The 25,093-nt window shown below is 63.4% G+C and carries 25 protein-coding genes and 1 pseudogene; 19 read left to right on the top strand and 7 right to left on the bottom strand.

Features of this window, described 5'->3' with window-relative positions; all coding sequences use genetic code 11:
- Positions 1-560: 560 nt before the first annotated feature.
- Together JOY50_RS23325 and JOY50_RS23320 are read right to left on the bottom strand one after the other, a co-directional pair.
- On the bottom strand, positions 561-2,054 hold the full coding sequence (locus JOY50_RS23325) for a CoA-acylating methylmalonate-semialdehyde dehydrogenase (RefSeq protein WP_012270363.1): 1,494 nt from the start codon (positions 2,052-2,054) through the stop codon (positions 561-563).
- A 73-nt stretch (positions 2,055-2,127) separates the two neighbouring features.
- A complete protein-coding gene (locus tag JOY50_RS23320) occupies positions 2,128-3,474 on the bottom strand; it encodes an aspartate aminotransferase family protein (RefSeq protein ID WP_019472750.1) in 1,347 nt (448 codons plus the stop codon).
- Between the two features lie 115 nt (positions 3,475-3,589).
- Here JOY50_RS23320 and JOY50_RS23315 point away from each other — a divergent pair, with 115 nt between their 5' ends.
- From JOY50_RS23315 to JOY50_RS23295, 5 genes are all read left to right on the top strand, one after another.
- On the top strand, positions 3,590-4,510 hold the full coding sequence (locus JOY50_RS23315; protein WP_026034606.1) for a LysR family transcriptional regulator: 921 nt from the start codon (positions 3,590-3,592) through the stop codon (positions 4,508-4,510).
- Between the two features lie 90 nt (positions 4,511-4,600).
- Entirely contained in the window at positions 4,601-5,263 is a 663-nt protein-coding gene (locus JOY50_RS23310; RefSeq protein WP_019472752.1) for a TetR/AcrR family transcriptional regulator, read from the top strand.
- Between the two features lie 9 nt (positions 5,264-5,272).
- Positions 5,273-5,857 (top strand): YigZ family protein, encoded by a 585-nt coding sequence (locus tag JOY50_RS23305; RefSeq protein WP_019472753.1) that lies wholly within the window; start codon positions 5,273-5,275, stop codon positions 5,855-5,857.
- Positions 5,858-6,227: 370 nt separating this feature from the next.
- A complete protein-coding gene (locus JOY50_RS23300; protein ID WP_132847004.1) occupies positions 6,228-6,914 on the top strand; it encodes an SDR family oxidoreductase in 687 nt (228 codons plus the stop codon).
- 86 nt (positions 6,915-7,000) lie between these two features.
- The gene (locus tag JOY50_RS23295) at positions 7,001-7,948 is read left to right on the top strand and encodes an adenosine deaminase (RefSeq protein ID WP_132847003.1); all 948 of its coding nucleotides are present in this window, start codon (positions 7,001-7,003) and stop codon (positions 7,946-7,948) included.
- Between the two features lie 19 nt (positions 7,949-7,967).
- Here JOY50_RS23295 and JOY50_RS23290 read toward each other — a convergent pair whose 3' ends face one another.
- Entirely contained in the window at positions 7,968-8,681 is a 714-nt protein-coding gene (locus tag JOY50_RS23290; RefSeq protein ID WP_132847002.1) for a helix-turn-helix transcriptional regulator, read from the bottom strand.
- A 488-nt stretch (positions 8,682-9,169) separates the two neighbouring features.
- On the opposite strand from JOY50_RS23290, the gene JOY50_RS23285 reads away from it, so the two are divergent.
- Positions 9,170-9,367 carry a hypothetical protein gene (locus JOY50_RS23285; protein ID WP_080642756.1) on the top strand — a complete coding sequence of 66 codons (198 nt, stop codon included), beginning with the start codon at positions 9,170-9,172 and terminating at the stop codon, positions 9,365-9,367.
- Here JOY50_RS23285 and JOY50_RS23280 read toward each other — a convergent pair.
- The gene (locus JOY50_RS23280; protein WP_132847001.1) at positions 9,318-10,499 is read right to left on the bottom strand and encodes a multidrug effflux MFS transporter; all 1,182 of its coding nucleotides are present in this window, start codon (positions 10,497-10,499) and stop codon (positions 9,318-9,320) included. The two genes, JOY50_RS23285 and JOY50_RS23280, sit on opposite strands and share 50 nt — an antisense overlap.
- A gap of 244 nt (positions 10,500-10,743) precedes the next feature.
- Positions 10,744-10,941 (bottom strand): heavy-metal-associated domain-containing protein, encoded by a 198-nt coding sequence (locus JOY50_RS23275; protein WP_016484763.1) that lies wholly within the window; start codon positions 10,939-10,941, stop codon positions 10,744-10,746.
- A gap of 144 nt (positions 10,942-11,085) precedes the next feature.
- Between JOY50_RS23275 and JOY50_RS23270 the strand changes: the two genes are divergently transcribed.
- From JOY50_RS23270 to JOY50_RS29330, 5 genes and pseudogenes are all read left to right on the top strand, one after another.
- Complete coding sequence (locus tag JOY50_RS23270) at positions 11,086-11,472, top strand: hypothetical protein (RefSeq protein WP_138737178.1); 387 nt, start codon at positions 11,086-11,088, stop codon at positions 11,470-11,472.
- Between the two features lie 52 nt (positions 11,473-11,524).
- Positions 11,525-13,924, top strand: a complete 2,400-nt coding sequence (locus tag JOY50_RS23265) for a heavy metal translocating P-type ATPase (RefSeq protein WP_138737177.1) — start codon at positions 11,525-11,527, stop codon at positions 13,922-13,924.
- Positions 13,921-14,331 carry a Cu(I)-responsive transcriptional regulator gene (cueR, locus tag JOY50_RS23260; protein WP_019099768.1) on the top strand — a complete coding sequence of 137 codons (411 nt, stop codon included), beginning with the start codon at positions 13,921-13,923 and terminating at the stop codon, positions 14,329-14,331. Before JOY50_RS23265 ends, cueR begins: the two co-directional genes overlap by 4 nt.
- A gap of 167 nt (positions 14,332-14,498) precedes the next feature.
- A pseudogene (locus JOY50_RS29335) lies at positions 14,499-15,584 on the top strand (cache domain-containing protein); the annotation flags it as partial.
- A 90-nt stretch (positions 15,585-15,674) separates the two neighbouring features.
- Entirely contained in the window at positions 15,675-16,442 is a 768-nt protein-coding gene (locus tag JOY50_RS29330; protein ID WP_370529840.1) for a methyl-accepting chemotaxis protein, read from the top strand.
- A 128-nt stretch (positions 16,443-16,570) separates the two neighbouring features.
- Here JOY50_RS29330 and JOY50_RS23250 read toward each other — a convergent pair whose 3' ends face one another.
- Positions 16,571-17,350: a helix-turn-helix transcriptional regulator gene (locus JOY50_RS23250; RefSeq protein WP_243055927.1), complete on the bottom strand. Its 780-nt coding sequence runs from the start codon at positions 17,348-17,350 to the stop codon at positions 16,571-16,573.
- A 91-nt stretch (positions 17,351-17,441) separates the two neighbouring features.
- On the bottom strand, positions 17,442-18,719 hold the full coding sequence (locus JOY50_RS23245; protein ID WP_132846996.1) for an acetyl-CoA C-acetyltransferase: 1,278 nt from the start codon (positions 18,717-18,719) through the stop codon (positions 17,442-17,444).
- A 118-nt stretch (positions 18,720-18,837) separates the two neighbouring features.
- On the opposite strand from JOY50_RS23245, the gene JOY50_RS23240 reads away from it, so the two are divergent.
- From JOY50_RS23240 to JOY50_RS23205, 8 genes are all read left to right on the top strand, one after another.
- Entirely contained in the window at positions 18,838-20,190 is a 1,353-nt protein-coding gene (locus JOY50_RS23240; RefSeq protein WP_019470371.1) for a 3-oxoacyl-ACP reductase, read from the top strand.
- Between the two features lie 2 nt (positions 20,191-20,192).
- Positions 20,193-21,044: a MaoC/PaaZ C-terminal domain-containing protein gene (locus JOY50_RS23235; RefSeq protein WP_243055925.1), complete on the top strand. Its 852-nt coding sequence runs from the start codon at positions 20,193-20,195 to the stop codon at positions 21,042-21,044.
- Positions 21,045-21,117: 73 nt separating this feature from the next.
- Positions 21,118-21,423: a MazG-like family protein gene (locus tag JOY50_RS23230; RefSeq protein WP_019470373.1), complete on the top strand. Its 306-nt coding sequence runs from the start codon at positions 21,118-21,120 to the stop codon at positions 21,421-21,423.
- On the top strand, positions 21,420-22,169 hold the full coding sequence (locus JOY50_RS23225) for a methyltransferase domain-containing protein (protein ID WP_138737175.1): 750 nt from the start codon (positions 21,420-21,422) through the stop codon (positions 22,167-22,169). The genes JOY50_RS23230 and JOY50_RS23225 overlap by 4 nt, the downstream gene beginning before the upstream one ends.
- 21 nt (positions 22,170-22,190) lie before the next feature.
- Positions 22,191-22,826 carry a DUF4136 domain-containing protein gene (locus JOY50_RS23220; RefSeq protein ID WP_243055923.1) on the top strand — a complete coding sequence of 212 codons (636 nt, stop codon included), beginning with the start codon at positions 22,191-22,193 and terminating at the stop codon, positions 22,824-22,826.
- 19 nt (positions 22,827-22,845) lie between these two features.
- Entirely contained in the window at positions 22,846-23,415 is a 570-nt protein-coding gene (locus tag JOY50_RS23215; RefSeq protein WP_132846992.1) for a DUF4136 domain-containing protein, read from the top strand.
- A 304-nt stretch (positions 23,416-23,719) separates the two neighbouring features.
- A complete protein-coding gene (locus JOY50_RS23210) occupies positions 23,720-24,190 on the top strand; it encodes an A24 family peptidase (protein ID WP_019470377.1) in 471 nt (156 codons plus the stop codon).
- A gap of 119 nt (positions 24,191-24,309) precedes the next feature.
- On the top strand, positions 24,310-25,086 hold the full coding sequence (locus tag JOY50_RS23205) for a response regulator transcription factor (RefSeq protein ID WP_243055921.1): 777 nt from the start codon (positions 24,310-24,312) through the stop codon (positions 25,084-25,086).
- The last annotated feature ends 7 nt before the right edge of the window (positions 25,087-25,093 follow it).

Below are 25,093 nucleotides of genomic sequence, written 5' to 3'. Positions count from 1 at the left end.
TTCAACCGCTTGCGATCAGTTGATCGTAGCCCTTTCAGCATCACCTTAACTACTTAACTCATTGAATCTCAAGGAGTTTGTCGTTCCGATGTCGCTGGAAGTGGGGCGCATTATAAGGGGATTCGGAGGGGCGTCAACCTTTAATTTCAAGAAACTGAAATATAAGCGGGAAACACCCTGGAAAAGCCACCAGGGGCCCGCCACAACACATTCTGCGCCTGTGAGATCGAGCGCCGCCCGCGCGGCGCATCGCCGGCAAGCCAGCTCCTACATTTGTTTCAGGCCAATAATTCCTGAGCCATTGGCGCGCGCGCCCCTGGGTGTATGGCTGGAGGTTGCAGAGAAGCGGCGGTGCAACCTTCGATATCGAATGGAACAAACAAGGGGTCGCGCGCTAATGGCACAGGCTGAACTGGCCCGAAACAAATGTGGGGGCTGGCTTGCCGGCGATGCGCCGCGCGGGCGGCGCTCGATCTCACAGGCGCTGAAAGACCCAAGGCGAACACCCCCAAAAACAAAGCGGGGAAGCCTTTCGGCCTCCCCGCTTTTAGTTACCTGCCTTAAAGGCTAGGGAACGCAAACTGCGACGCCTCATGGCTGGCACGCTGTGGCCAGCGCTGGGTAATCGCCTTGCGACGGGTATAGAAGCGCACCCCGTCCGGGCCATAGGCATGCAGGTCACCGAACAACGAACGCTTCCAACCACCAAAGCTGTGATAAGCCACCGGCACCGGCAAAGGCACGTTCACACCGACCATGCCCACTTCGATCTCGTCGCAGAACAGGCGCGCCGCCTCACCGTCACGGGTGAAGATGCAGGTACCGTTGCCATACTCGTGATCATTGATCAGCTGCATGGCCTGCTCCAGGCTGTTTACACGCACCACGCACAGCACCGGGCCGAAGATCTCTTCCTTATAGATGCGCATCTGCGGGGTCACCTTGTCGAACAGGGTGCCGCCCACGAAGTAGCCATCTTCATTACCGGCCACACGCAAACCACGGCCATCCACCACCAGCTTGGCGCCAGCAGCAACACCGTCATCGATGTAACCCACTACCTTGTCGCGGGCAGCAGCAGTCACCAGCGGACCCATGTCCAGGCCGCACGAGGTGCCGGCACCAATCTTCAGCGCCTTGATTTGCGGTTCCAGCTTGGCAATCAGGGCATCGGCCACCTGGTCGCCCACGCATACCGCCACCGAAATAGCCATGCAACGCTCGCCGCACGAACCATAGGCCGCGCCCATCAGTGCGCTGACGGCGTTGTCCAGGTCGGCATCCGGCATCAGTACCGCGTGGTTCTTCGCGCCACCCAAGGCTTGCACGCGCTTGCCGCGCTTGGTGCCTTCGGCATAGATGTACTCGGCGATCGGCGTCGAACCGACAAAGCTCAGTGCTTTTACTTCTGGCGCTTCGATCAGCGCATCCACCGCTTCCTTGTCACCGTGCACCACGTTCAGGATGCCCTTCGGCAGGCCAGCTTCCAGCAGCAGCTGGGCGATGTACAGGGTTGAACTCGGGTCACGCTCGGAAGGCTTGAGGATGAAAGCGTTGCCGCAGGCGATGGCCAGCGGGTACATCCACAGCGGCACCATGGCCGGGAAGTTGAACGGGGTAATGCCAGCGACTACGCCCAGCGGCTGGAAGTCGGACCAGGCATCGATGTTCGGGCCGACGTTGCGGCTGTACTCGCCTTTCAATACTTCTGGCGCTGCGCAGGCGAACTCAACGTTCTCGATGCCGCGCTTCAGTTCACCAGCTGCGTCTTCCAGGGTCTTGCCATGCTCTTCGCTGATCATTTGCGAAATCTTGGCTTCGTTCTGCTCCAGCAATTGCTTGAAACGGAACATCACCTGGGCGCGCTTGGCCGGCGGGGTGTTGCGCCAGGCCGGGAAGGCCGCCTTGGCGGAGTCGATCGCTTCCTGCACGGTCGCGCGACTGGCCAACTCGACCTTGCGTACAGCCTGGCCGGTGGACGGGTTGAAGACATCGGCGGTGCGCTCACCTTTGGAAACCAGCTCGCCATGGATCAGGTGCTGAACAATGCTCATGCAAAACTCCAGATAAAGAAGGTAGAGCCAGGCGCGCGATACGTGCACGCGCCTGGCATCAAAATCGGAAAGATCAGTCGATCAGGTTCAGGTTTTCGCCCACGGCGTCGAACAGGCGATCCAGTTCCTGCGGCGTGGTGTTGAACGTTGGGCCGAACTGCAGGGTGTCGCCACCGAAGCGTACATAGAAGCCTGCCTTCCACAACTTCATCGCCACTTCGTAAGGGCGGACGATGGCATCACCGTCACGGGCGGCGATCTGGATGGCGCCGGCCAGGCCGTAGTTACGGATATCGACGACGTTCTTGGTGCCCTTCACCCCGTGCAGCAGCTTCTCGAAGTGCGGCGCCAGCTCGGCGGCGGACTGCACCAGGTTTTCCTTCTGCAGCAAGTCCAGTGCGGCAATACCGGCGGCACAGGCTACCGGGTGGGCCGAATAGGTGTAGCCGTGCGGGAACTCCACGGCGTATTCCGGCGTCGGCTGGTTCATGAAGGTGTGGTAAATCTCGCTGCTGGCAATCACCGCGCCCATCGGGATGGCGCCGTTGGTTACCTGCTTGGCGATGCACATCAGGTCCGGGGTAACGCCGAAGGCTTCGGCACCGGTCATCGCACCCATGCGGCCAAAGCCGGTGATCACTTCGTCGAAGATCAGCAGGATGTTGTGCTGGGTACAGATTTCACGCAGGCGCTTCAGGTAACCCTTCGGCGGCGGCAGTACACCGGCCGAGCCGGCCAGCGGCTCGACGATCACTGCAGCGATGTTGGAGGCATCGTGCAGCTCGATCAGCTTGAGCATTTCATCAGCCAGGGCAATACCGCCCTCCTCCGGCAAACCCTTGGAGAAGGCGTTCACCGGCAGCACGGTGTGAGGCAGGTGGTCGACATCCAGCAACTGGCCGAACATCTTGCGGTTACCGTTGACGCCACCCAGGCTGGTACCGGCGATGTTCACGCCATGGTAGCCACGTGCACGGCCGATGATCTTGGTCTTGGTCGCCTGGCCTTTCAGACGCCAGTAGGCACGCACCATCTTCAGCGCGGTATCGGCGCACTCGGAACCGGAGTTGGTATAAAAGACGTGGTTCAGGTCACCCGGGGTCAGCTGGGTGATCTTCTCGGCCAGCTGGAACGACAGCGGGTGGCCGAACTGGAACGCCGGAGAGTAGTCCAGGGTACTCAGCTGACGGGTCACCGCGTCGGTGATTTCCTTGCGGGTGTGCCCGGCGCCGCAGGTCCACAAGCCGGATAGGGCATCAAAGATCTTGCGCCCCTGGTCATCGACCAGGTAGTTGCCTTCGGCCGCCACGATCAACCGTGGGTCGCGGTGGAAGTTGCGGTTGGCGGTGTAAGGCATCCAGTGGGCATCCAGCTTGAGCTGGCTAGCGATACCGGCGGGAGCGGTTTCGGGCATGTTCATCGGCGGTTCCTCGAAAGACGATTAGGCAACGATGGATGTTGTTGCAGCTAAATTGGCACGGCGATAAAGTCTGAAAAAGCCAACATTTCTAATCTTCAGACAGGCCGTGACTAAACTGATGAGCCGACGCCCCGATCCACTCGCCCAAGTCAGCGATTTCGACATCCGCCTGCTGAAGATCTACCGCAGCGTAGTCGAGTGCGGTGGCTTCTCGGCCGCCGAAAACGTGCTGGGCATTGGTCGCTCGGCCATCAGCCAGCAAATGAACGACCTTGAGCAGCGCCTCGGCCTGCGCCTGTGCCAGCGCGGCCGCGCCGGTTTCTCGCTGACCGAGGAAGGCCGCGAGGTCTACCATTCTGCACTGCAACTGCTCAGCGCCCTCGAAAGCTTTCGCACCGAGGTCAACGGCCTGCACCAGCACTTGCGTGGCGAATTGAACATTGGCCTGACCGACAACCTGGTCACCCTGCCGCACATGCGCATCACCCATGCACTGGCCGAGCTCAAGGACCGCGGGCCCGATGTGCGTATCCAGATCCGCATGATCGCCCCCAGTCAGGTCGAACATGGTGTGCTCGACGGCAGCCTGCATGTCGGTGTGGTACCCCAGACCAGCCCGCTGTCGGGCCTTGAGTACCAGCCGTTGTACAGCGAACGCTCGCTGTTGTACTGCGCCGTCGGCCACCCGCTGTTCTATGCCGATGACCAGCAGGTGGACGACGACCGCCTCAACAGCCAGGAAGCCATCACCCCCACCTTCCGCCTGCCCGCCGATATCCAGGCCCATTACCAGGCGCTGAACTGTACGGCCAGTGCTTCGGACCGCGAAGGCATGGCGTTTCTCATCCTCACCGGGCGCTACATCGGCTACCTGCCCGACCACTACGCCACGTTCTGGGTGCAGCAAGGCCGCTTGCGCGCCCTCAAGCCCCAACAGCGCTTCTATGACCTGAGCCTGAGCTGGGTAACCCGCAAGGGCCGGCGCCCCAACCTGGTACTGGAAAGCTTCCTGGACAGCCTGGCTGCGACACGTTGATGCCAGTCTGTGCCGCAAACGCTTGTCACTTCGGCGCAGGCAGGTAATCTTGTCCGACAGCCGCAGCCACTGACCCGTACGGAATCGTCCATGACCCTAGAAGTTCCTGCGCACCGCCTCTCCGCCTCGGGCAAGCCCGCGGGCCGCATCCGCCAGAAAAACGAACAGGCCATCATCCAGGCCGCAGAAGACGAGTTCGCTCGCCATGGGTTCAAGGGCACCAGCATGAACACCATCGCCCTCAAGGCGGAACTGCCCAAGGCCAACCTGCACTATTACTTCACCAACAAGCTGGGCCTGTACATTGCCGTGCTCAGCAACATCATCGAGTTGTGGGACAGCACCTTCAACGCCTTGAGCGTGGAGGACGACCCGGGGCAAGCCCTGAGCCAGTACATCCGCACCAAGATGGAGTTCTCGCGGCGCAACCCACAAGCCTCGCGGATTTTCGCCATGGAAGTGATCAGCGGCGGCACCTGCCTGACCGAGTACTTCAGTGCCGACTACCGCGAGTGGTTCCGCGGCCGGGCCGCCGTGTTCCAGGCCTGGATCGAAGCCGGCAAGATGGACCCGGTCGATCCGGTGCACCTGATCTTCCTGCTCTGGGGCAGCACCCAGCACTACGCCGACTTCGCCACCCAGATCTGCCAGGTCACCGGCCGCAGTCGCCTGACCAAGCAGGACATGGAAGACGCGAGCAACAACCTTATCCACATCATTCTGAAGGGCTGCGGCATCAAGCCGGCTGTGTAACCGTCATTTATGCCTTCTACCCTGCTCGACCTCTGCGAATACCGCGAGGACATCCGCAAAAGCCGCTTCATCACCCTCGCCGGGCCGATCAGCAGTGCCGCCGATGCAATGAGCTTCATCGAACGCCACAGCGACCTGGCGGCGACTCACAACTGCTGGGCCTGGAAGCTCGGCGCGCAGTACCGCAGCAACGATGACGGCGAACCCGGCGGCACCGCAGGCCGCCCGATCCTGGCTGCCATCGAAGCGCAGGACTGCGACCAGGTCGTGGTGCTGGTGATCCGCTGGTACGGCGGCATCCAGCTGGGTACCGGTGGCCTGGCCAGGGCCTATGGCGGCGGCGCCAACAAGTGCCTGCAACAGGCGCCCAAGCGGCTGCTGGTGCAGCGCAGCGAATTCACCTGCAGCTGCAGTTTCAGCGAACTGGCGCTGGTGAAACTGCGCCTGGCAGAGGTAGACGGCCTGGTACTGGATGAACAGTTCACCGCCAATGGCGTAGACCTGCTGATTGCCCTCGGTGACGCCCACCTGGCACCCCTGCAGCAGCAACTGGCCGACCTGAGCCGCGGGCGCATCCTGCTCGAAGCACGCTGAACATTGCCCACAACAACTGTGGGCCTGCCTGTGGATAAGCTTGGGGCAGTCGCTTGCAGAGCTCTGTTTTCAAGGCCTGCAGCGCTTTGATCATATTATGATCACCGTTTGATGACAGCTGCAAACCGCTGAAAGCTCACGAGTTATCCCCAGTGCGCGACCAAGCGGCCTGGCTGCATCGCCTTGGGCTTGCACACAATAACTGTGGACCAGCTTGTGGATAACCCGTGCGCCAACAGGTGCAATGCCCGGCCAGACAAGGCCCAGGTGCAGTTGATCATTTTTTATACAGTCATGGGCAAGGCAGTAACTGCCGCTGTGCATTATCCTCAATACCTTTCTTTAACCACCGACCACGGAGCGCGTTCACATGGCTGACACAAAAACCGCACTTATCATCGGTGCCTCGCGCGGGCTTGGCCTGGGCCTGGTGCAGCGCCTGAACGAAGACGGCTGGAACATCACCGCCACCGTGCGCAACCCGCAGCAACCCGGCGCCCTGGCAGGCGTGCCCGGTGTGCGCATCGAACAGCTGGAAATGAACGACACCGCCCAGCTCGATCGCTTGCAACAACGCCTGCAAGGTCAGGTATTCGACCTGGTGTTCGTCAACGCGGGCGTCATGGGCCCCCTGCCGCAAGACCTGGAAACAGTACAGAGCAACGACATCGGCGACCTGTTCATGACCAATGCCGTGGCCCCGATCCGCGTGGCCCGCCGCCTGGTCGGCCAGGTACGCGAAGGCAGCGGCGTGCTGGCCTTCATGAGCTCGATCCTGGGCAGCGTGACAATCCCCGACGGTGGTGAAATCTGCCTGTACAAGGCAAGCAAAGCCGCGTTGAACTCGATGATCAACAGCTTCGTGGTCGAACAACAGCGCCCCGACCTGTGCGTGCTGGCCATGCACCCGGGCTGGGTGAAAACCGACATGGGTGGCGAAAACGCCGAAATCGACGTGCTCACCAGTACCCGCGGCATGCTCGACCAGATCAAGGCACAAAGCGGCAACGGCGGCCTGCGCTTCATCAACTACAAGGGCGAACCCTTGGTCTGGTGATTCACCGGGTCGCAGCCTGGCCGGGCGCAATGCCCGGCCAGGCCCTGTAGAATGGCGGCAACCGTACCTGATTGAGATGATCCACTATGTATGACTGGTTGAACGCCCTGCCCAAGGCCGAACTGCACCTGCACCTGGAAGGCTCGCTGGAGCCCGAGTTGCTGTTCGCCCTGGCCGAGCGCAACAAGATTGCCCTGCCCTGGGCCGATGTGGAGACCTTGCGGGGTGCCTATGCCTTCAACAACTTGCAGGAGTTCCTCGACCTGTATTACCAGGGCGCGGATGTGCTGCGTACCGAGCAGGACTTTTACGACCTGACCTGGGCCTACCTGCAACGCTGCAAAGCCCAGAACGTGATCCATACCGAACCGTTCTTCGACCCGCAAACCCACACCGACCGCGGCATCCCCTTCGAAGTGGTGCTCAATGGTATCAACCAGGCGCTCAAGGACGGCCGCAAGCAACTGGGCATCAGCAGTGGCCTGATCCTCAGCTTCCTGCGCCACCTCAGTGAAGAGGAAGCACAAAAAACCCTCGACCAGGCCCTGCCGTTCCGCGATGCGTTCATCGCCGTAGGCCTGGACAGCTCGGAAATGGGCCACCCGCCGAGCAAGTTCCAGCGCGTTTTCGACCGCGCTCGCAGCGAAGGCTTTGTTGCCGTTGCCCATGCCGGCGAAGAAGGCCCGCCCGAGTACATCTGGGAAGCGCTGGACCTGCTGCAAATCAAGCGTATCGACCACGGCGTACGCGCCATCGAGGACGAGCGGCTGATGCAACGCATCATCGATGAGCAGATCCCGCTCACGGTGTGCCCGCTGTCCAACACCAAGCTTTGCGTGTTCGACCATATGAGCCAGCACAACATCCTCGACATGCTCGAACGCGGCGTGAAGGTCACGGTCAACTCGGACGACCCGGCCTACTTCGGCGGCTACGTGACGGAAAATTTCCACGCCCTGCACACCCACCTGGGCATGAACGAAGACCAGGCCCGTCGCCTGGCGCAGAACAGCCTGGATGCCCGGCTGGTCTGATTGAACGAAGGCGTTGCGCTCAACCGACCTGCAACGTCGCCACGCGGGCTATGCGATTGATCTGCTGGATACCCAGCGCAGAGATATGCAACGCCCGCGTGTCCTCGGCCTCACGCATCCAGCCAGATTGCATGAACAGCCTGAACAAGGCTTGGCCCAGCACACCGCCCAGGTGCGGGGCCTGGTCGTCCCACTCGGTGCAACGGCAGATCACGCAACCACGTTGCTGGTGTGGCGCCAGGGCATCGATGTAGACCCCAACCAAGGCCAACTGCGCCCGCCCTTCATCACTGACCATCAACTGTCGACCGCTGCCTTCCAGCCAGCCGGCCACCACCAGGCGATGATACAGCTCACTGGCCAACTCCCCGCCAAGGTGATCGCCACAACGGCGCGCCCTGCGCATCGACATGGGCAGCGGTGAGACCGGCGCCTTTGCCCGCTCCCCCCTGGCGCTCACCAGCTGAACGCTGGCCAGGGCCTCCACGGCTGCCCCCACCTGCGGTGTCGCCAGGCGGAAATAGCGCTTGCGGCCCCTTGCTTCATGCCTGAGCAAACCGGCCGACGACAGCAACGAAAGGTGCGCGCAAGCCGATGACGAAGTCAGACCGGTCATTATCGCGAGCTCATTGGCGAGCCGTGGCGTGCCATCGATCAATGCCCAGAGCATGGCACTACGCTTGGGGTCGGCCATCAGGCTGGCTATCTGGCTGATGCTGCTGGCTGCGTTCATATCCCTGTAACTCCCTGCAAGTTCACTGTGTGGACGCGATGGCCAACCCTGGCAGGGAAGCACCTCTCGCTGTCACTGGCCTGGGTCGCCAGTATAAGCCGCAGAAAACGCCGTTCAGACGACCACGTGCCGACGCACCGACGGCATAAAGCCACTGGGTATGCCTACCCATGGCAACAAGCGCAGCGGCCTTGGAAATCGCCCGAAGCCCGGTCAGCCAAAGCTCCGATGGACGCTTGCAGGGGGTGCTGAAATATCTTGATGAAAAAAGACTTGCTGCAGTTTCAGATACGGCCCACAGCCATGTTCCACAAATAGCGCGAAACAAAGCGAAGGTTCTGCAGGTTTGCGGGCATTACGCCCGAGGCCGGAACCAGGGTTTGAGCAATGCGCCTGTCGACCGTCAGTCAGGACACGGATACAGCGCGTGGCAGGCACGAGGGGCAGCGCTACACTTGAGCGGCTCCCCCTTCTGGAGGTATGCCGCGATGAAAATTGTCGTCAGCGCATCGAGCCGAAACCCTGCCTGCCCCTGGCAGGTCCAGCTCGATCAACACGTGGTCAGTTTCCGCAGCGAGGCCGAGGCGCGGGCCTTCGTCGCCACGCTGGAGACCCGCCTGCAGGCACCCCACCCGCTTATGCGGGACGCCTGGCCTGCAAGCGTCGGGTCAGCAGCGCGACACTGACCGCCAGTGCACCGCACAAGCTGATCACCATCGCCATGGGTACCGCACTGCCATCATGCAGCAGGCCGACCAGTGCCGCCGCCCCTGCGGCGACGCTGAACTGCAGGCAGCCCATCAGTGCCGAGGCGCTGCCAGCCCGTGCGCCCTGCCCGCTCATGGCGCAGGCAGAGGCGTTAGGGATGATGCAGCCCAGGCTGGCGATGCAGATGAATAGCGGTACCAGCAGCGGCCACAACTGTGCCGGCTGCAACGCTGCCACGCCCAACAGCGCCAGGCCTGCCGCCAGGTAAACCCACACCCCGCGCGCCAACAGAAACGCCGGCCCACGCTTGGCCAGCAAACGTGCATTCACCTGCGCCACCAGGATAAAGCCGGCGGCATTGGTACCAAACAGCCAACCGTAATGCTCGGCCGGCACGTCATAGAGCTTGATGAACACAAAAGGCGAACCGGCGATGTAGGCAAACATGCCGGCAATGGCGATACCACCGGTCAAGGCATGGCCAAGGAACACCCGGTCAGCAAGCAACCGCAGGTACTGGCGCAAAGCGCCAGACAGCGGCTGACGCGGCATGTGCTCAGGCAGGCTTTCCGGCAGGCCAAGGCTGACCGCCAGCAGGCAGCCGGCACTGAACAGGCTCAAGGCCAGGAAGATCGACTGCCAGCCCGCCAGGTTCACCAGCACCCCGCCCAGCATCGGTGCCAGGATCGGCGCCAGGCCCATGACCAGCATCAGTTGCGAAAACACCTTGGCCGAGGACACCGGGTCGCACTTGTCGCTGACGATAGCCCGCGACAGCACCATACCGGCACAACCGCCCAGTGCCTGGACGAAGCGCGCCAGCACCAGGGTGTCGAGGTTGGGCGCATAGGCACAGGCCAGCGACGCCAGGGTGAACAGGGTTACCCCGAACATCAGCGGTATGCGCCGGCCAAAGCGGTCGGCTACCGGGCCATAGGCCAACTGGCCGATAGACAGGCCGAGGAAATAAGCGGCCAAAGTGGCCTGGATGTGTTTTTCATCGGTAGCGAACGCCTGCGCCATGGCCGGGAAGGCGGGCAGGTAGAAGTCGATCGCCAAGGGCCCGAACGCACTGAGTGCGCCCAGGATGAGCACCATTCGCAGGTTCATCAGGAATCCATAGCAGGCTAAGCAAGTGCACGATTCTACCTGCTGTGGAGCCGCTCAGGCTGAAAACATTTGCAACAAACATCGGGCCTTGCGGTGACAGCTGTCTCGCTCGAAACCTGAAACTGCCGTGCTCCCTGTGGGAGCGGGCGTGCCCGCGAATCAGGCACCGCGGTGGATGGCACCGGCTACGCCGGTGTTCGCGGGCACGCCCGCTCCCACCGGTAAGTCTCCCACTGGCAAGTCTTCAGGCCAGTTCGGCCTGATAACCCTCATCCCGAATGGCCGTAAGGATCTGCTCCTGCCCCAGTTCACTCTGCACCCGTACCTGCTTCGCCGCCAGGTCGATCTCTACCTTGGCCGCCGCATCCTGCTCCTGCACCGCCCGGGTCACGGCTTTCACGCAATGGCCGCAGGTCATGCCTTGTACATTGAACACTTGCATGGGGTTACCTCCTTCAGGTTTTCAACGAGTCTCAAGCTTGCCATCGGGGCAAGGTCAAGCCCGGCCAGCAACACCTGGGGTGGAAATCCGCGCCCACGTCGGCCAAGCTTCGCGTTTGACGATCAGGCAAGCAGGAGATTTTTCATGTTCAGGGCAGCATTGGGCGTCGTCGGGCTATTGAGCGCGCTGGCTGCGGTGCCACCGGCTAGCGCCGAGGGCAATTCGGACTACAGCGTACTGATCATTTCCCGGGAACGCCTGGAAGTGGCCACCCACTGCGAAATCGGCGTCTACCTCAACGATCAGCTTTCCGGGCGTGTGTTCCAGGAACAATCCACCTCGTTCAACCTGCCGCCCGGCCCGGTAGATGTGCGCCTGCGCCTGCTGCCGGGGCAGATGCCAGGCTGCGCAGCGGGCATCGAAGACCAACGCAGCACACGCTTGAACCTGCAGGCGGGCCAGATCAACAAATACCGCATCGCCATGGGGCATCATGGGCTGGAGTTGAAGCGAGCCGGCCTGGGCTATTGACCTTCCCTGCATGGCAAGGTTGATGCTGGAGGCCTGTCCAAGGAGGAGAGCCATGCCCGCATCCACCACATATGACCTGCCGATCTCCGGCATGACCTGCGCCAGCTGTGCCGGCCGGGTCGAACGCGCCCTGCGCAAGGTCACCGGCGCTGAACAGGTCAGCGTCAACCTCGCCACCGAACAGGCCCGGGTCCAGGCCCCGGCCGACAGCCTGCCAGCCCTGCTCGACGCCGTGCGCGAGGCCGGCTACGGGGTGCCCAGCCGTACCGTCGAGCTGCAGATTGGCGGCATGACCTGCGCCAGCTGCGTCGGCCGCGTAGAGCGCGCCCTGGGCAAGCTGCCCGGGGTCGAGCAGGTCAGCGTCAACCTCGCCAGTGAACGCGCGCACCTCAAGGTGCTCGCGGCCGTCGACGACAACCTGCTGATCGACGCCGTGCACAAGGCCGGCTACAGCGCCAGCCTGCCGCAAACGGCCAATCACGACCAAAGCGTTGCCCAGCGCCGGTTGCGCAATGAGCGCCTGGCGGTCGGCGCAGCCTTGCTGTTGGCCCTGCCACTGGTATTGCCAATGCTGGTGCAGCCGTTCGGCCTGCACTGGATGTTGCCCGCATGGGCGCAGTTCCTGCTGGCCACGCCGGTGCAGTTCATTCTCGGCGCGCGCTTTTACGTAGCCGCCTGGAAGGCCGTGCGCGCCGGCGCCGGCAACATGGACCTGCTGGTGGCGCTAGGCACCAGCGCTGGCTACGGCTTGAGCCTGTACCAGTGGGCGCAGGCCCCTGCCGGCATGGCCCCACACCTGTACTTTGAAGCGTCGGCCGTGGTGATTGCCCTGGTGTTGCTGGGCAAGTACCTGGAAAGCCGTGCCAAGCGCCAGACCGCCAGCGCCATTCGCGCCCTTGAGGCACTGCGCCCGGAGCGCGCCCTGCGTGTAGTCGACGGCCAGGAGCAAGACGTGGCCATCGCCCAGCTGGTGCTGGGCGACCTGGTACTGGTCAAGCCCGGCGAGCGGTTCCCGGTCGACGGTGTGGTCGAAGACGGCAGCAGCCATGCCGATGAAGCCCTGATCAGCGGCGAGAGCCTACCGGTACCCAAGCAGCCCGGCGACAGTGTCACCGGTGGTGCCATCAACGGCGAAGGCCGGTTGCTGGTGCGCACCCAGGCGCTGGGCACCGAAACCGTGCTGGCCCGTATCATCCGCCTGGTGGAAGACGCCCAGGCCGCCAAGGCGCCGATCCAGAAGCTGGTCGACCGGGTCAGCCAATTGTTCGTCCCGGCGGTGCTGGTACTGGCACTGATCACCCTGATCGGCTGGTGGCTGGCCGGCGCACCGCTGGAAACCGCACTGATCAACGCCGTTGCCGTGTTGGTCATCGCCTGCCCCTGTGCCCTCGGCCTGGCCACACCTGCAGCAATCATGGCCGGCACTGGGGTTGCCGCCCGCCACGGCATCCTGATCAAGGACGCCGAAGCCCTGGAGCGTGCCCATGCGGTCAACCGCGTGGTCTTCGACAAGACCGGCACGCTTACCTCCGGCAGCCCCCGGGTGGTCCATAGCCAGGCGCAAGTGGGCAGCAGTGCCGACCTGCACCGTTTGGCCGGCGCCCTGCAGCGCGGCAGCGAGCACCCACTGGCCAAGGCGGTGCTGGATGCCTGCGCCGATCAGGGGCTGGACGTGCCAAGCGTAACCGACAGCCAGTCGCTGACCGGTCGCGGTATTGCCGGGCGTGTAGAAGGCCGCGAGCTGGCCCTGGGCAACCGCCGCCTGCTCGACGAAAGCGCCCTGCAGCCCGGTGACCTGGCCGCCAAGGCCCAGGCCTGGGAAGCCGAGGGTCGCACCCTGTCGTGGCTCATCGAACGCGGCACGCAACCTCGTGTTCTGGGCCTGTTCGCCTTTGGTGACAGCCTCAAGCCCGGCGCCGCACAGGCGATCGACACCCTGCACGCACAGCACATCAGCAGCCACCTGCTGACCGGCGACAACCGCGGCAGCGCCAAAGTGGTGGCCGACGCTCTGGGCATCGACGATGTGCATGCCGAAGTCCTGCCTGCCGACAAGGCCGCCACCGTGGCCGCACTCAAGCGCAATGGCGTGGTTGCCATGGTCGGCGATGGCATCAACGACGCCCCGGCCCTGGCTGCCGCCGATATCGGCATTGCCATGGGTGGCGGTACCGACGTGGCCATGCAGGCCGCCGGCATCACACTGATGCGAGGTGACCCACGCCTGGTGCCGGCCGCCCTGGAGATCAGCCGCAAGACCTACGCCAAGATCCGCCAGAACCTGTTCTGGGCGTTCATCTATAACCTCATCGGCATCCCGCTGGCGGCGCTGGGTTACCTCAACCCGGTACTGGCCGGCGCCGCCATGGCCCTGTCCAGCGTCAGCGTGGTCAGCAACGCGCTGTGGCTCAAGGCGTGGAAACCCACCAGCACCACCGAGGAAGCGCCATGAACATCGGCCAGGCCGCCCGCCGCAGCGGGCTTAGCACCAAGATGATCCGTTATTACGAATCCATCGGCCTGCTCAAACCTGCCACGCGCAGCGACAGCGGCTACCGCCTGTACCAGGCAGAAGACTTGCACAGCCTGGCCTTCATCAAGCGCTCCCGCGACCTGGGCTTTTCCCTGGAAGAGGTCGGCAAGCTGCTGACCCTGTGGCAGGACCGCCAACGTGCCAGCGCCGATGTGAAAGCACTGGCCATGCAGCACATCGATGAGCTGAACCGGCGCATCGAGGAGCTGGTGAGCCTGCGCGATACCCTTGGCGAGCTGGTTTCGCATTGCCAGGGGGACGACCGCCCGGACTGCCCGATCCTCAAGGACCTGGCCAATGGCGCTGCTGGAAACTGCTGTCACTGATCGGTCACCCGCGTTTGGTATGCCATAAGCGTCCAAACGCGACCGAATAGTCATCAACCGCGACTTTATCCAAGAAATACGGGCGTTATGCTTCATAAAAACCGGAATGCTGCCGATGTACTGGCTACCTGCCTCGTGGGTCGACAATAAAAATTCCGGGAGCGTCGATGAGCATCAAACAGAAACTGACCTGGGCATTCGCGGTCATCGCCGGCTTGCCCATTGTCCTCGTGGCCACCCTGGTGGTCCTCAACCTGCGCGGCGAAGCCCGCGACGGATTCCTCGACGGTAGCAGCCGGGAAATCCGCCAGGTCAGCAACGCGATGAACATCTTCTTCCAGGGCATCAACCAGAACGTCGAGTACATGGCTTCGCAGCCAATGGTCGCCGCCACCGGCAGCGAGCTGAACAAGTACATGAGCGCCGCCCCGTCCTACGAACTGGGCGAGCACGCCAGCAAGCTCCTCGAGTTCATGACCCGCCTGGCCAACTCACATCCCTCCTATGCCTACCTCTCCTACGGGGTGAACGACGGCGGCTACACGGGCTGGCCGGCCGGGCAGAAGTTCGTCAATTACGACCCACGCACCCGCCCCTGGTACCAGCTGGCCATGGCCAACCCAGGCAAGACCGTGCGCACCGGTGCCTACTACTGGGCCGCCGACGACGCGGTGCTGGTCAGTACCGTGCGGGCCGTGGCGAACCAGCTTGGCAACCCCGGCGGCGTGGTCAACATCGACGTGTCGCTCAAAGGCCTGACCGAGATCGTCAAACAGATCAAGCTGGGTGAAAGTGGTTACCTGATGCTGGTGGAAAGCAACGGCAACGTCATGGTCGACCCACGCGACGCCGCTCACAACTTCAAGCAGCTGGCCAGCTTTGGCGACGGCTATGCCGCACTGGCCAAGGCCGGCAAAGGCCTGGTCGAGGTCGAGCTCAATGGCGTGCGCTACATGGCCAACGTCTACCCCGACGAGCAGCTGGGCTGGACCTTCATCGGCCTGATCGAGCAAAGCGAAGTGATGCAGACCACCACCCGGCTCACCTGGCTGATCGGCGTTATCGCCGTGGTGCTGGCCGCGCTGTTCGCAGTGGTGGGTGCAGCCTTCGCCAAGCTGATCGTGCGCCCGATCAACAGCGTCACCAGCGGCCTGGAAGACATTGCCCAAGGCGAGGGCGACCTGACCCGCAACCTGGAAATCCGTGGCCGCGACGAAACCGCGCAACTGGCCAGCTGGTTCAACCAGTTCCTCGGTGCCATTCGCAGCCTGATCCAGCACATCGGCGCTGCTGCCGGCAAAATCCTCAGCACCTCCAGCAGCTCGACCCGTGTTTCCAGCGACATGGCCGAGGCCGCAGGCCGCCAGCGCGAGGCCGTGGACATGGTTTCCACCGCCTTCCACGAAATGGTCGCCACCGCCAACGAAGTGGCCCGTTCCTGCAGCCAGGCGGCGCAGTCGGCCGACAGCGGCCAGCAGCAAGCCCGCGAAGGCCAGCAGCAGATCGACGCTGCGGTGCAAAGCGTCGACCGCCTGAGCCACGAAATCGAACAATCTGCGCAGTCGATCCAGCAGCTGGAGCGTGACAGCAACGCCATCCAGTCGATCCTCGGCACCATTCGCTCGATTGCCGAACAGACCAACCTGCTGGCCCTCAATGCTGCCATCGAAGCCGCCCGTGCCGGTGAGCAGGGCCGTGGCTTTGCCGTGGTGGCCGATGAAGTGCGGGCCCTGGCCAAGCGCACTGCCGACTCCACGGCCGAAATCGACGGCCTGCTGGGCAACCTGGCCAGCCGCACTGCCGAAGTGGCCGACCAGATGCATGCCAGCCTGGAAGTGTCGCAGCAGTCGGTGAGCCGTATTGGCCTGGCCCGCGACAGCTTCGGGCAGATCCGTGAGTCGGTGGATGTGATCCGCGACATGAACACGCAGATCGCCACGGCGGCCGAGGAACAACACCAGGTGGCCGAGGACATCAACCGGCACATCAGCCAGATCCACGGGGATGCGCAGCTGGTGGCCGAACTGGCCCAAGCGGCGCGCCAGGACTCCGAGAGCCTGGCTGGGCTGTCCAATGAGCTGGATTCGCTGGTGCGCAGGTTCCGCACCTGATTGACGCATTGCCTATACCGGCCCTATCGCCGGCAAGCCAGCTCCCACAGGGACTGCAAAGCCCCTGAGGCAGCGGGGTCCTGTGGGAGCTGGCTTGCCGGCGATAGGCCGGAACAGGCAAACGATGCCTAGAGTTTCAACTCGCCAGGGGTAGCCCCAAATAGCTGCTTGAACGCCGCAATGTAGGCCGAAGTGGAGTCATACCCACACCCCAACGCCGCCTCGGTCACATTCTCCCCCGCCTCCAGCAGCGCCAGCGACGACAGCAACCGCATGCGCTGGCGCCAGTTGCGGAAGCTCAACCCCGTCTCCCGCTGGAACAGCCGCATCAGCGTCTTCTCCGAACACCCCAGCTCCCGCGCCCATTGCTGCAAGGTCTGCGGCTGGTCCGGTGCGGCCATCAAGCCGTTGCACAGGGCCAGCAACCCTGGGTGGCGGGGCAGCGGCAGTGAAAACCCGACTTCCGGCAAGGTGCACAATTGGTCGAGCAGCACCGCCACCAGACGCGCCTCGGCGCTGTCGCCCTCCGGGTAGTCCGGCGCAAACAGGCAAAACTGTTTGATCAGCTCGCGCGCCAGTGGCGTCACTTCCAGCACCCGGCATTGCTCCGGGGCCCATGGGCAGGCATCGCGGCGCACATACAGGCTGCGCATCTCGGCCTGCACGGAGGTGACCACTTCGTGTTCGGCATCGGCAGGGATCCACACACCCCACTGGGGCGGGGCGAAGTAACTGCCGTCGCGCGTGTATACGCCGAGTACGCCGCTGATGGCGTAGGAAAACTGCACCCAGTCGTGCTGGTGGCGGGTGGTCCAGGAGCCGGCGCCGAGGCTTTCGGCACGGGCATAGAGGGGCCTGGGCAAGTGGTCCAGCGCCGGGATAGCGCGGGGATGTCCGATGATCGGCATGGCGGTTTCTTGTAGTTATGAGCAGACAAGCCTAACAGTTGGGGGTAGGACTGTGGCATCTGTGCTGCCTTCTTCGCGGGCTTGCAGAAGATCACCGCTCGACGATAACGGTTATTCCCTGCCCACCCGCCGCACAAATCGAAATCAGCCCACGCCCCTTCCCCGCCGTGGCCAGCAACTTGGCCAGGTTGGCCAATATCCGCCCCCCGCTCGCCGCGAACGGGTGCCCAGCCGCCAGCGAGCTGCCCTTGACGTTGAGTTTGCTGCGGTCAATCGCGCCAAGCGGCGCATCCAGCCCCAACCGCTCGCGGCAATAGTCGGCATCCTCCCAGGCCTTGAGCGTGCACAGCACCTGGGCGGCAAAGGCTTCATGGATCTCGTAGTAGTCGAAGTCCTGCAGGGTCAGGCCATTGCGCGCCAGCAAACGTGGCACGGCATACACCGGCGCCATCAACAGCCCTTCGCGGCCCGTGACGAAATCCACCGCAGCGGTTTCGCCATCGACCAGATAAGCCAACACCTCAAACCCCTGCTGCGCAGCCCATTCCTCCGTGCCCAACAACACCACCGAGGCGCCGTCGGTCAGCGGCGTGGAGTTACCCGCCGTCAGCGTGCCCTGGCCACTGCGGTCGAAGGCGGGCTTGAGCTTGGCCAACTGCTCGAGGGTCAAGTCGGGACGCAAGTTGTTGTCCCGCGTCAGCGACAGAAAAGGGGTCAGCAAGTCATCCTGCCAGCCCTCGGTGTACGCGGCGGCCAGCTTCTGGTGGCTGAGCAACGCCAGCTCGTCCTGCTCTGCACGGCCAATGCGCCAGGCCTGGGCCATGCGCTCGCAATGCTCGCCCATCGACAACGCCGTGCGCGGTTCGCCATTGCGTGGTAATTCGGGTTTCAGATGGTGAGGCCGCAGCTTGAGGAAAGGCTTGAGTCGCTCGCCCAGGCTTTTGCCACGGTTGGCCTGCAGCAGGATGTGACGCAGGCCTTCGTTGACGGCAATCGGTGCATCGGAGGTGCTATCCACACCACCGGCAATACCGCAATCGATCTGCCCCAGGGCAATCTTGTTGGCCACCAGTAGCGCAGCTTCCAGCCCGGTGCCACAGGCTTGCTGGATGTCATAGGCCGGGGTCTGCGGCGACAGGCGCGAACCCAGCACACATTCACGGGTCAGGTTCATGTCACGGGAATGCTTGAGCACCGCGCCAGCCACCACCTCCCCCAACCGCAACCCATGCAGGCGATAACGCTCGATAAGGCCTTCGAGTGCGACGGTGAGCATCGCCTGGTTGCTGGCCGTGGCATAGGCGCCATTGGAGCGGGCAAAGGGAATTCGGTTGCCGCCCAGGATCGCGACCCGGCGAAGTAAACGCATGTGCTTGTTCCTCCTGAAACAATTTGATCCGTACAGCCTAGGTGTTTTTACCGCTTTCGAACGACCTTGCCACAAAGTTGGTCCACACTTTCAAGCTTGCCTTTGCGGAGACCCACTCATGAGCGATCGCTACCTCGGTTTTGCCAACTCCAACCTCGGCCGCCGGCTCGTGGATGCCCTTGGCCTGCCAAGCCCTGCGCCGCTGGAGCGCTGGCAGGCCGGCCGCCTGCGCCCGGTCGAAGGGGCACTGGTGCTGGGTGGCGGGCCACTGGCAGCCCAGGTCGAAGCCATCGCCCCGCGCCTGACCGACGCGCTATACAGCTTCAATGCCGACAACCTGCAGGCCGAAGCCTGGGTGGCCGGCCTGGGGCCGAAAATCAAAGCCGTGGTGTTCGATGCCAGTCATCTGTCCGACAGCGATGCGCTGAAGCAGTTGCGCGAATTTTTCCAGCCACTGCTACGCAGCCTGGCCCCGTGCGCCCATGTCGTGGTATTGGGGCGCGCTCCGGAAAGCCTCGACAACCCGTTGGCCAGCGTTGCCCAACGGGCCCTTGAAGGCTTCAGCCGCTCGCTGGCCAAGGAACTGCTCAATGGTGCGACCGCCCAGCTGCTGTATGTCGCCCCCGGCGCCGAAGACCAGCTGGAAGGCGCCTTGCGGTTTTTCCTCTCGCCCAAGAGTGCGTTCATTTCTGGCCAGGTACTGCGCCTGGAAGCGTGCACCAGCCAGGTAGACGACTGGACCCGCCCGCTGGGTGGCCGCCGCGCCTTGGTCACGGGTGCGGCACGCGGCATCGGCGCCGCGATCGCCGAAACCCTGGCGCGGGACGGCGCCGATGTGCTGCTGCTGGATGTGCCGCAGGCCAGCCAGGACCTCGACGCCCTCGCCGCACGCCTGGGTGGCAAGGCGCTGCCACTGGATATCTGCGCCAGCGATGCGGCAACGCAACTGCTCGCCGCCCTGCCCGACGGCATCGACATCGTGGTGCACAACGCCGGCATCACCCGCGACAAGACCTTGGCCAACATGACCCCGGAATACTGGGACGCGGTCATGGCGGTTAACCTCAAGGCACCGCAACTACTAACCCAGGCGCTGTATGACAACGGCGCACTGGGGGAAAACGCGCGCATCACCCTGCTGGCCTCGGTCAGTGGCATCGCCGGCAACCGTGGGCAGGCCAACTATGCCGCGAGCAAGGCCGGGCTGATCGGCCTGGCCCAAGCCTGGGCGCCCCGGCTCGCCGAGCACGGCGGCAGCATCAACGCTGTCGCCCCCGGTTTCATCGAAACCCACATGACCGCGGCCATGCCCATGGGCCTGCGCGAGGCCGGGCGGCGCTTGAGCTCGCTGGGCCAGGGCGGCCGCCCGCAGGACGTCGCCGAAGCCATCGCCTGGCTCAGCCAGCCAGGCTCCGGGGCGGTCAACGGCCAGGTGCTGCGCGTATGCGGCCAGGCCTTGATGGGAGCGTGAACATGAGCAGAAACTGGCATGACCTGCAAAGCCCGGCTGCCCGCGCCAGCCTGTACCTGCGTGCAGCCAGCAAGCGCAGCATCAGCGGTGACCGCTTGCCGGAGGATGGCCTGCGCTGTTTCATCCCGGTTCAGCCGGGCAACCTGGCAGCCTATCGACGGCTTTGCCACTTTACCGACGATGGCCGCCTGCCAGGCACTTACCCCCACATCATGGCATTCACGCTGCAGTTGCAGTTGATGACCGCCCAAAACTTCCCTTTCCCGCTGCTCGGGCTGGTGCACCTGCATAACCGCATCGAGGTGCTGCGCCCGCTTGGTGGTATCGAAGGGCTGCGCTTTGCGGTGTATGCGCAAAACCTGCAGCCGCATGCCAAGGGCGGCACCTTCGACCTGGTTACCGAGGCAGACGACGGCATTGGCCTGCTCTGGCGCGAGACCAGCCGCATGCTGGTGCGCGGGCTGAAGCTGGAGGGCCTGGCAGGCGAGCCGGCCGACGATGAACCGGCGCCATTGCCCGAGGCCACCCGCTGGTACGCCGACAGTGATATCGGCCGGCGTTATGCCAAGGTGTGCGGGGACTACAACCCTATCCACCTCAGTGCCGCCAGCGCGCGGCTGTTCGGCTTCCCCACGGCCATTGCCCATGGCATGTGGAGCAAGGCCATGGCCCTGGCGGCACTGCGTGGGCACATGCCACACAGCGGCTATGCCTTTGAAGTGGATTTCCGCAAACCGGTACGGTTGCCGTCGGAAGTGGTACTCAGTGCCAGTGAGGCGGGGCCTGCGGGGGCGTTGCGGCTGGATGGGCATGGGGACGTGCTGCATATGGTCGGAGGGTGGAGTCCCCTGTAGGACCGTGTCGTAGTGGGATGCGCTTGCTTTGCATCGGGCCTGGGCCGAAGCTATGCAGCATTAGGAGACCCCGATGAACCTGCAAGAACTTACCCAACGCCTGCACCAGATCCGCGACAACAATGACTGGCGCGGCTTTCATAGCCCGAAGAACCTGGCCATGGCCGCCAGCGTCGAAATGGCCGAGCTGGTGGAAATCTTCCAATGGCTGAGCGAAGACCAATCGCGCCAGCTGCCTGCCGACAAACTCGCCCACGCCGGCCAGGAGGTCGGTGATGTGGTGCTCTACCTGTTGCTGCTGTGCAGCGAGCTGGGCCTGGACATGGACCAGGTAGTGCGGGCCAAGCTGGCCGACAGCGAGAGGCGCTTCGCCCGATGAACGACCGTCACTTCGATGAGCTGGCCACCCGCTTTGCCGAGAAGATCTACGGCGGCGCCAAGGGCGCGATCCGCCTGGCCGTGCTGCAGGCCGACCTGGCCGAGGCACTGCCCGATCGCCCGCTGCGCATCCTCGACATCGGCGCCGGGCTGGGTCACATGGCCTTGTGGCTGGCCCAGCGTGGCCATCACCTGACCCTGGCCGAGCCCGCCGCCCCCATGCTCGACGGCGCCCGGGCGCGCTTTGCCGAGGCCGGCCAGACTGCCACGTTCATCCAGGCCCCCTGGCAAGACCTGCTCGGCCAACTGACCGAGCCCTACGACCTGGTGCTGTGCCATGCCGTGCTCGAATGGCTGGCAGAACCCGAAAGCATCCTGCCCGTGCTGCACCAGCTCACGGCCCCTTCCGGGTGGCTGTCACTGGCGTTCTACAACCGCGACGCGCTGGTTTATCGCAACCTGCTCAAGGGCCATTTCCGCAAGTTGCGCAGCAACCGGCTGGAAGGTGAAAAGCAGAGCCTGACCCCACAGAAACCCCTTGATCCACGGGAGCTCAAGGCGCAACTTGATGCTATGTGGCAGGTTGAAAGCGAGAGCGGCGTGCGGGTGTTTCACGATTACATGCCCAAAGAGTTCCAGGGCAAGGCCGAGCTGCTCGACCTGCTGGAAATGGAACTGGCCTACCGCCGCCACCCCGGCTTCGCCGGGCTTGGCCGCTACCTGCACTGGGTGTGCCGCCCCCGTTGACCCGCCCGCCGGGAGGAATACATGCCGTACCGTCTGTTGTGCCTGGCCCTGCTGCCGCTTGCCCTGGCTGCCTGCCAAGGCAGCAACCCGTATGTGGCCAGCAGCCGTCCGCTGCCCCCGGCCCCCGCCCAAGCGGCCACCACCTTCGACGCCAGTGCCTACCCCGCGCCCGCGCGCGATTATGGGCACTACCGCAGCTGGAGCTGGCGCGATGGCCAGTTGCCCAGCGGCTCGGCCAATGCCGACCCGTCGCAACTGGCCGATGCCGTCAGTGGCGCACTCGACCAGCATGGCCTGCGCCCTGCCCGAGGGGCCGCCGGCGACTTGCTGGTGAGCGCCGACATACGCCTGGAAAAACGCCTGCGCCAGGTGCGTGACTACGACACCTACGACCCCTACTACGGCCCCTACCCCTACGGGGGTGTCGGCTATGGCGGCTACCGCAATGGCTACGGGGGCTATGCCAGCGTGCCCATCGTGCGCACCTACGAGGTGGAGGTGATGGTGGTGCGCATCGACCTGTACGACGCCCGCAACGGCCAGCCGGTGTGGAGCGCCAGCGCCGAAAGCGGCAGCGACAAGGACTCGCCGCGTGAACGCGAAAGCGCCTTGCGCGATTCTGTGCACAAGGCGCTCAGCGGCTATCCTCCCAGTTAATAGCTAACGGAGAACCATCATGTTGCGCCGTCTCGTTCTACTGTCATTCGCGTTACTGCTTGCCGCCTGCTCCAGCAATAACGTGCAGCAGGATTTCGATGCCAGCCGTGATTTTGCCGCCTACCGCAGCTGGGCGTGGCAAGAACCGGGCCTGCAGTACCGCCCGGATGATCCACGGATCAAGAGTGACCTCACCGAGCAGCGCATTCGCCAGGCGGTGGCAGACCAGCTCGACCAGCGCGGCCTGCGCCCGGTACAAGGCGGCGCGCGGCCTGACCTGACGGTGCGCACGTATCTGATCGTGGAACAGCGCCAGCAACAGATCACCACCAACTATGGCGGTGGCTGGGGTGGCTACTGGGGCGGCTACTGGGGCGGCCCGATGTATAACGAGACCCGCAGTGTCGACTACAAGGTTGCCACCATTCAGGTCGACATGTTCGACGGGCGTGACGGCAAGCTGGTGTGGCGCGGCAGTGCCGAGCAAATCATGAACAACTACCCGCCAAGCCCGGAAGAACGCAACAGCGCCATTCACAAAACCGTAAGCCAGGTGCTGGCCAACTACCCGCCGGGTAGCAAGAAATAACATTCAAACGCGGCTTTTGCATGCACCGCGGACTCTGTGGGAGCGGGTTCACCCGCGAAGCAAGCGACACGGTGCATGGCACCGTCTTCGCCGGTGTTCGCGGGTGAACCCGCTCCCACAGAGATCGCGATTCTGAACACGGCTGTACCTCCTGCCAGGTCTGTGACAACTACGACAAAATCCATTCCAGCCACGCCTTTTTCCCCTTCCCGCCCACTCGTGCACAGGTTCTTGACTATCTTCACTTAAGGAAACCTGACTGACCGGGTAGATGTGTTCAACATTTGGGAAAGGCGACCTGCCAATGCAAAGCATTGTTCTCCTGCTGTGGCTTGCCTTGTGCTCCGAACAGGATGTGCGTCAGCGCCAGATATCCGATCTGCTGACCTTGGGCGTGGCTGCGGGCGCCCTGTTCTGGCTGTTCGCCACCGGCCACAGCTGGATCGGCGCCGATGCCAGTGATGCCGGCTGGGCACTGGCCATCGTCATGCTGCTTACACTGCCCGGCTACATGCTCGGCCGCTTCGGTGCCGACGACGTCAAGCTGATGGGCGCACTGGCCCTGGCCACCAGCCCGCAATATGTGCTCGGCACGTTCATCGGCGCCGGTGTCAGCGTGCTGGTCTGGCTGCTCACCCGTCGGCGCCTGTGGACCCTGCTCAATCCCAAGGTGAAGAAGCGTTTGCAGGCCCTGACCGAACAAATGGGCGACAAACAGGCGTTCGTACCCTATGTGTTATCAGGTTTTCTTCTAACGGCCGTATGGATCCAATAACCCTTCCAGTGGTCCGATAACTTGTACACGTCTTGTACATATTCGCTTTGTGCGACTACTTTTAAGCTGCCAGAGCGTCTGGCACGGGAGCAGGGCCGTATAAGAACAGGGAGTTGATCGTGTCCAGACCAGTGAGTGAAGTGAAAGTGTTGGTGGTTGATGACCAACCGGTCATTGTCGAACAGCTAAGCGAATTCCTCGAAACCAAGGGCTATGTCTGCGTAACGGCCCAATCAACCGACGAAGCCATCAAGCACTATGTGTCAGACCCGGCCATCGGTCTGCTCATCTGTGACCTGCACATGCCGGATCGGGATGGCATCGAGCTGATGCGCGCTTTGAAAGAAATCAACGGCAACCAGCGCATATTCGAAGCCATCATGTTGACTGGGCGCGCCGAGAAGCAGGACGTGATCCGGGCGCTACGCGAAGGCTTCGCCGACTACTACCAGAAGCCGATGGACCTTGATGAGCTGCTGGCAGGGGTACGCCGGCAGGAAGAGGCGTTGCTGTCGCGCTTGCGCAGCGTCCGGGATCTGGGTGAATTGAACCAGCGTTTGCAGGATCTGGCCGACTCGGTGGACGAGCTGTACCAGGACCTGGAAAAAGCCCGTGGCCTAGGTACCCACCGGCGTGCCAGCGATGTGGAAGAGGCCGAAAACGAGCTGCCAGCTGCCTTCGAGAAACTGTCACCACGCCAACTGGAAGTCGCCCGGCTGGTAAGCAAGGGCAAGACCAATTACCAGATCGCCTGTGAACTGGGCATTACCGAAAACACCGTCAAGTTGTACGTGTCGCAGGTGTTGCGTTTGACCCACATGCACAACCGTACCCAGCTGGCATTGGCGCTGACGCCCAGCTCGTCGCCGGTGCATCTGAGGTTTACTACCCATTGAGGGGTTT

The sequence above is a fragment of the Pseudomonas sp. BP01 genome (assembly GCF_022760795.1).
In the GTDB taxonomy this organism is placed as follows: domain Bacteria; phylum Pseudomonadota; class Gammaproteobacteria; order Pseudomonadales; family Pseudomonadaceae; genus Aquipseudomonas; species Aquipseudomonas putida_Q.
The sequence above is the reverse complement of the archived record's forward strand: the minus strand, read 5'-3'. Positions and strand labels throughout refer to the sequence as shown.

Excerpts from the sequence above, each read along its gene's own strand:
- JOY50_RS23325 (WP_012270363.1), bottom strand. The coding sequence starts at position 2,054 with ATGAGCATTGTTCAGCACCTGATCCATGGCGAGCTGGTTTCCAAAGGT.
- JOY50_RS23320 (WP_019472750.1), bottom strand. The coding sequence starts at position 3,474 with ATGAACATGCCCGAAACCGCTCCCGCCGGTATCGCTAGCCAGCTCAAG.
- JOY50_RS23310 (WP_019472752.1), top strand. The coding sequence starts at position 4,601 with ATGACCCTAGAAGTTCCTGCGCACCGCCTCTCCGCCTCGGGCAAGCCC.
- JOY50_RS23305 (WP_019472753.1), top strand. The coding sequence starts at position 5,273 with ATGCCTTCTACCCTGCTCGACCTCTGCGAATACCGCGAGGACATCCGC.
- JOY50_RS23300 (WP_132847004.1), top strand. The coding sequence starts at position 6,228 with ATGGCTGACACAAAAACCGCACTTATCATCGGTGCCTCGCGCGGGCTT.
- JOY50_RS23295 (WP_132847003.1), top strand. The coding sequence starts at position 7,001 with ATGTATGACTGGTTGAACGCCCTGCCCAAGGCCGAACTGCACCTGCAC.
- JOY50_RS23290 (WP_132847002.1), bottom strand. The coding sequence starts at position 8,681 with ATGAACGCAGCCAGCAGCATCAGCCAGATAGCCAGCCTGATGGCCGAC.
- JOY50_RS23285 (WP_080642756.1), top strand. The coding sequence starts at position 9,170 with ATGAAAATTGTCGTCAGCGCATCGAGCCGAAACCCTGCCTGCCCCTGG.
- JOY50_RS23280 (WP_132847001.1), bottom strand. The coding sequence starts at position 10,499 with ATGAACCTGCGAATGGTGCTCATCCTGGGCGCACTCAGTGCGTTCGGG.
- JOY50_RS23275 (WP_016484763.1), bottom strand. The coding sequence starts at position 10,941 with ATGCAAGTGTTCAATGTACAAGGCATGACCTGCGGCCATTGCGTGAAA.
- JOY50_RS23270 (WP_138737178.1), top strand. The coding sequence starts at position 11,086 with ATGTTCAGGGCAGCATTGGGCGTCGTCGGGCTATTGAGCGCGCTGGCT.
- JOY50_RS23265 (WP_138737177.1), top strand. The coding sequence starts at position 11,525 with ATGCCCGCATCCACCACATATGACCTGCCGATCTCCGGCATGACCTGC.
- cueR (WP_019099768.1), top strand. The coding sequence starts at position 13,921 with ATGAACATCGGCCAGGCCGCCCGCCGCAGCGGGCTTAGCACCAAGATG.
- JOY50_RS29330 (WP_370529840.1), top strand. The coding sequence starts at position 15,675 with ATGGCCGAGGCCGCAGGCCGCCAGCGCGAGGCCGTGGACATGGTTTCC.
- JOY50_RS23250 (WP_243055927.1), bottom strand. The coding sequence starts at position 17,350 with ATGCCGATCATCGGACATCCCCGCGCTATCCCGGCGCTGGACCACTTG.
- JOY50_RS23245 (WP_132846996.1), bottom strand. The coding sequence starts at position 18,719 with ATGCGTTTACTTCGCCGGGTCGCGATCCTGGGCGGCAACCGAATTCCC.
- JOY50_RS23240 (WP_019470371.1), top strand. The coding sequence starts at position 18,838 with ATGAGCGATCGCTACCTCGGTTTTGCCAACTCCAACCTCGGCCGCCGG.
- JOY50_RS23235 (WP_243055925.1), top strand. The coding sequence starts at position 20,193 with ATGAGCAGAAACTGGCATGACCTGCAAAGCCCGGCTGCCCGCGCCAGC.
- JOY50_RS23230 (WP_019470373.1), top strand. The coding sequence starts at position 21,118 with ATGAACCTGCAAGAACTTACCCAACGCCTGCACCAGATCCGCGACAAC.
- JOY50_RS23225 (WP_138737175.1), top strand. The coding sequence starts at position 21,420 with ATGAACGACCGTCACTTCGATGAGCTGGCCACCCGCTTTGCCGAGAAG.
- JOY50_RS23220 (WP_243055923.1), top strand. The coding sequence starts at position 22,191 with ATGCCGTACCGTCTGTTGTGCCTGGCCCTGCTGCCGCTTGCCCTGGCT.
- JOY50_RS23215 (WP_132846992.1), top strand. The coding sequence starts at position 22,846 with ATGTTGCGCCGTCTCGTTCTACTGTCATTCGCGTTACTGCTTGCCGCC.
- JOY50_RS23210 (WP_019470377.1), top strand. The coding sequence starts at position 23,720 with ATGCAAAGCATTGTTCTCCTGCTGTGGCTTGCCTTGTGCTCCGAACAG.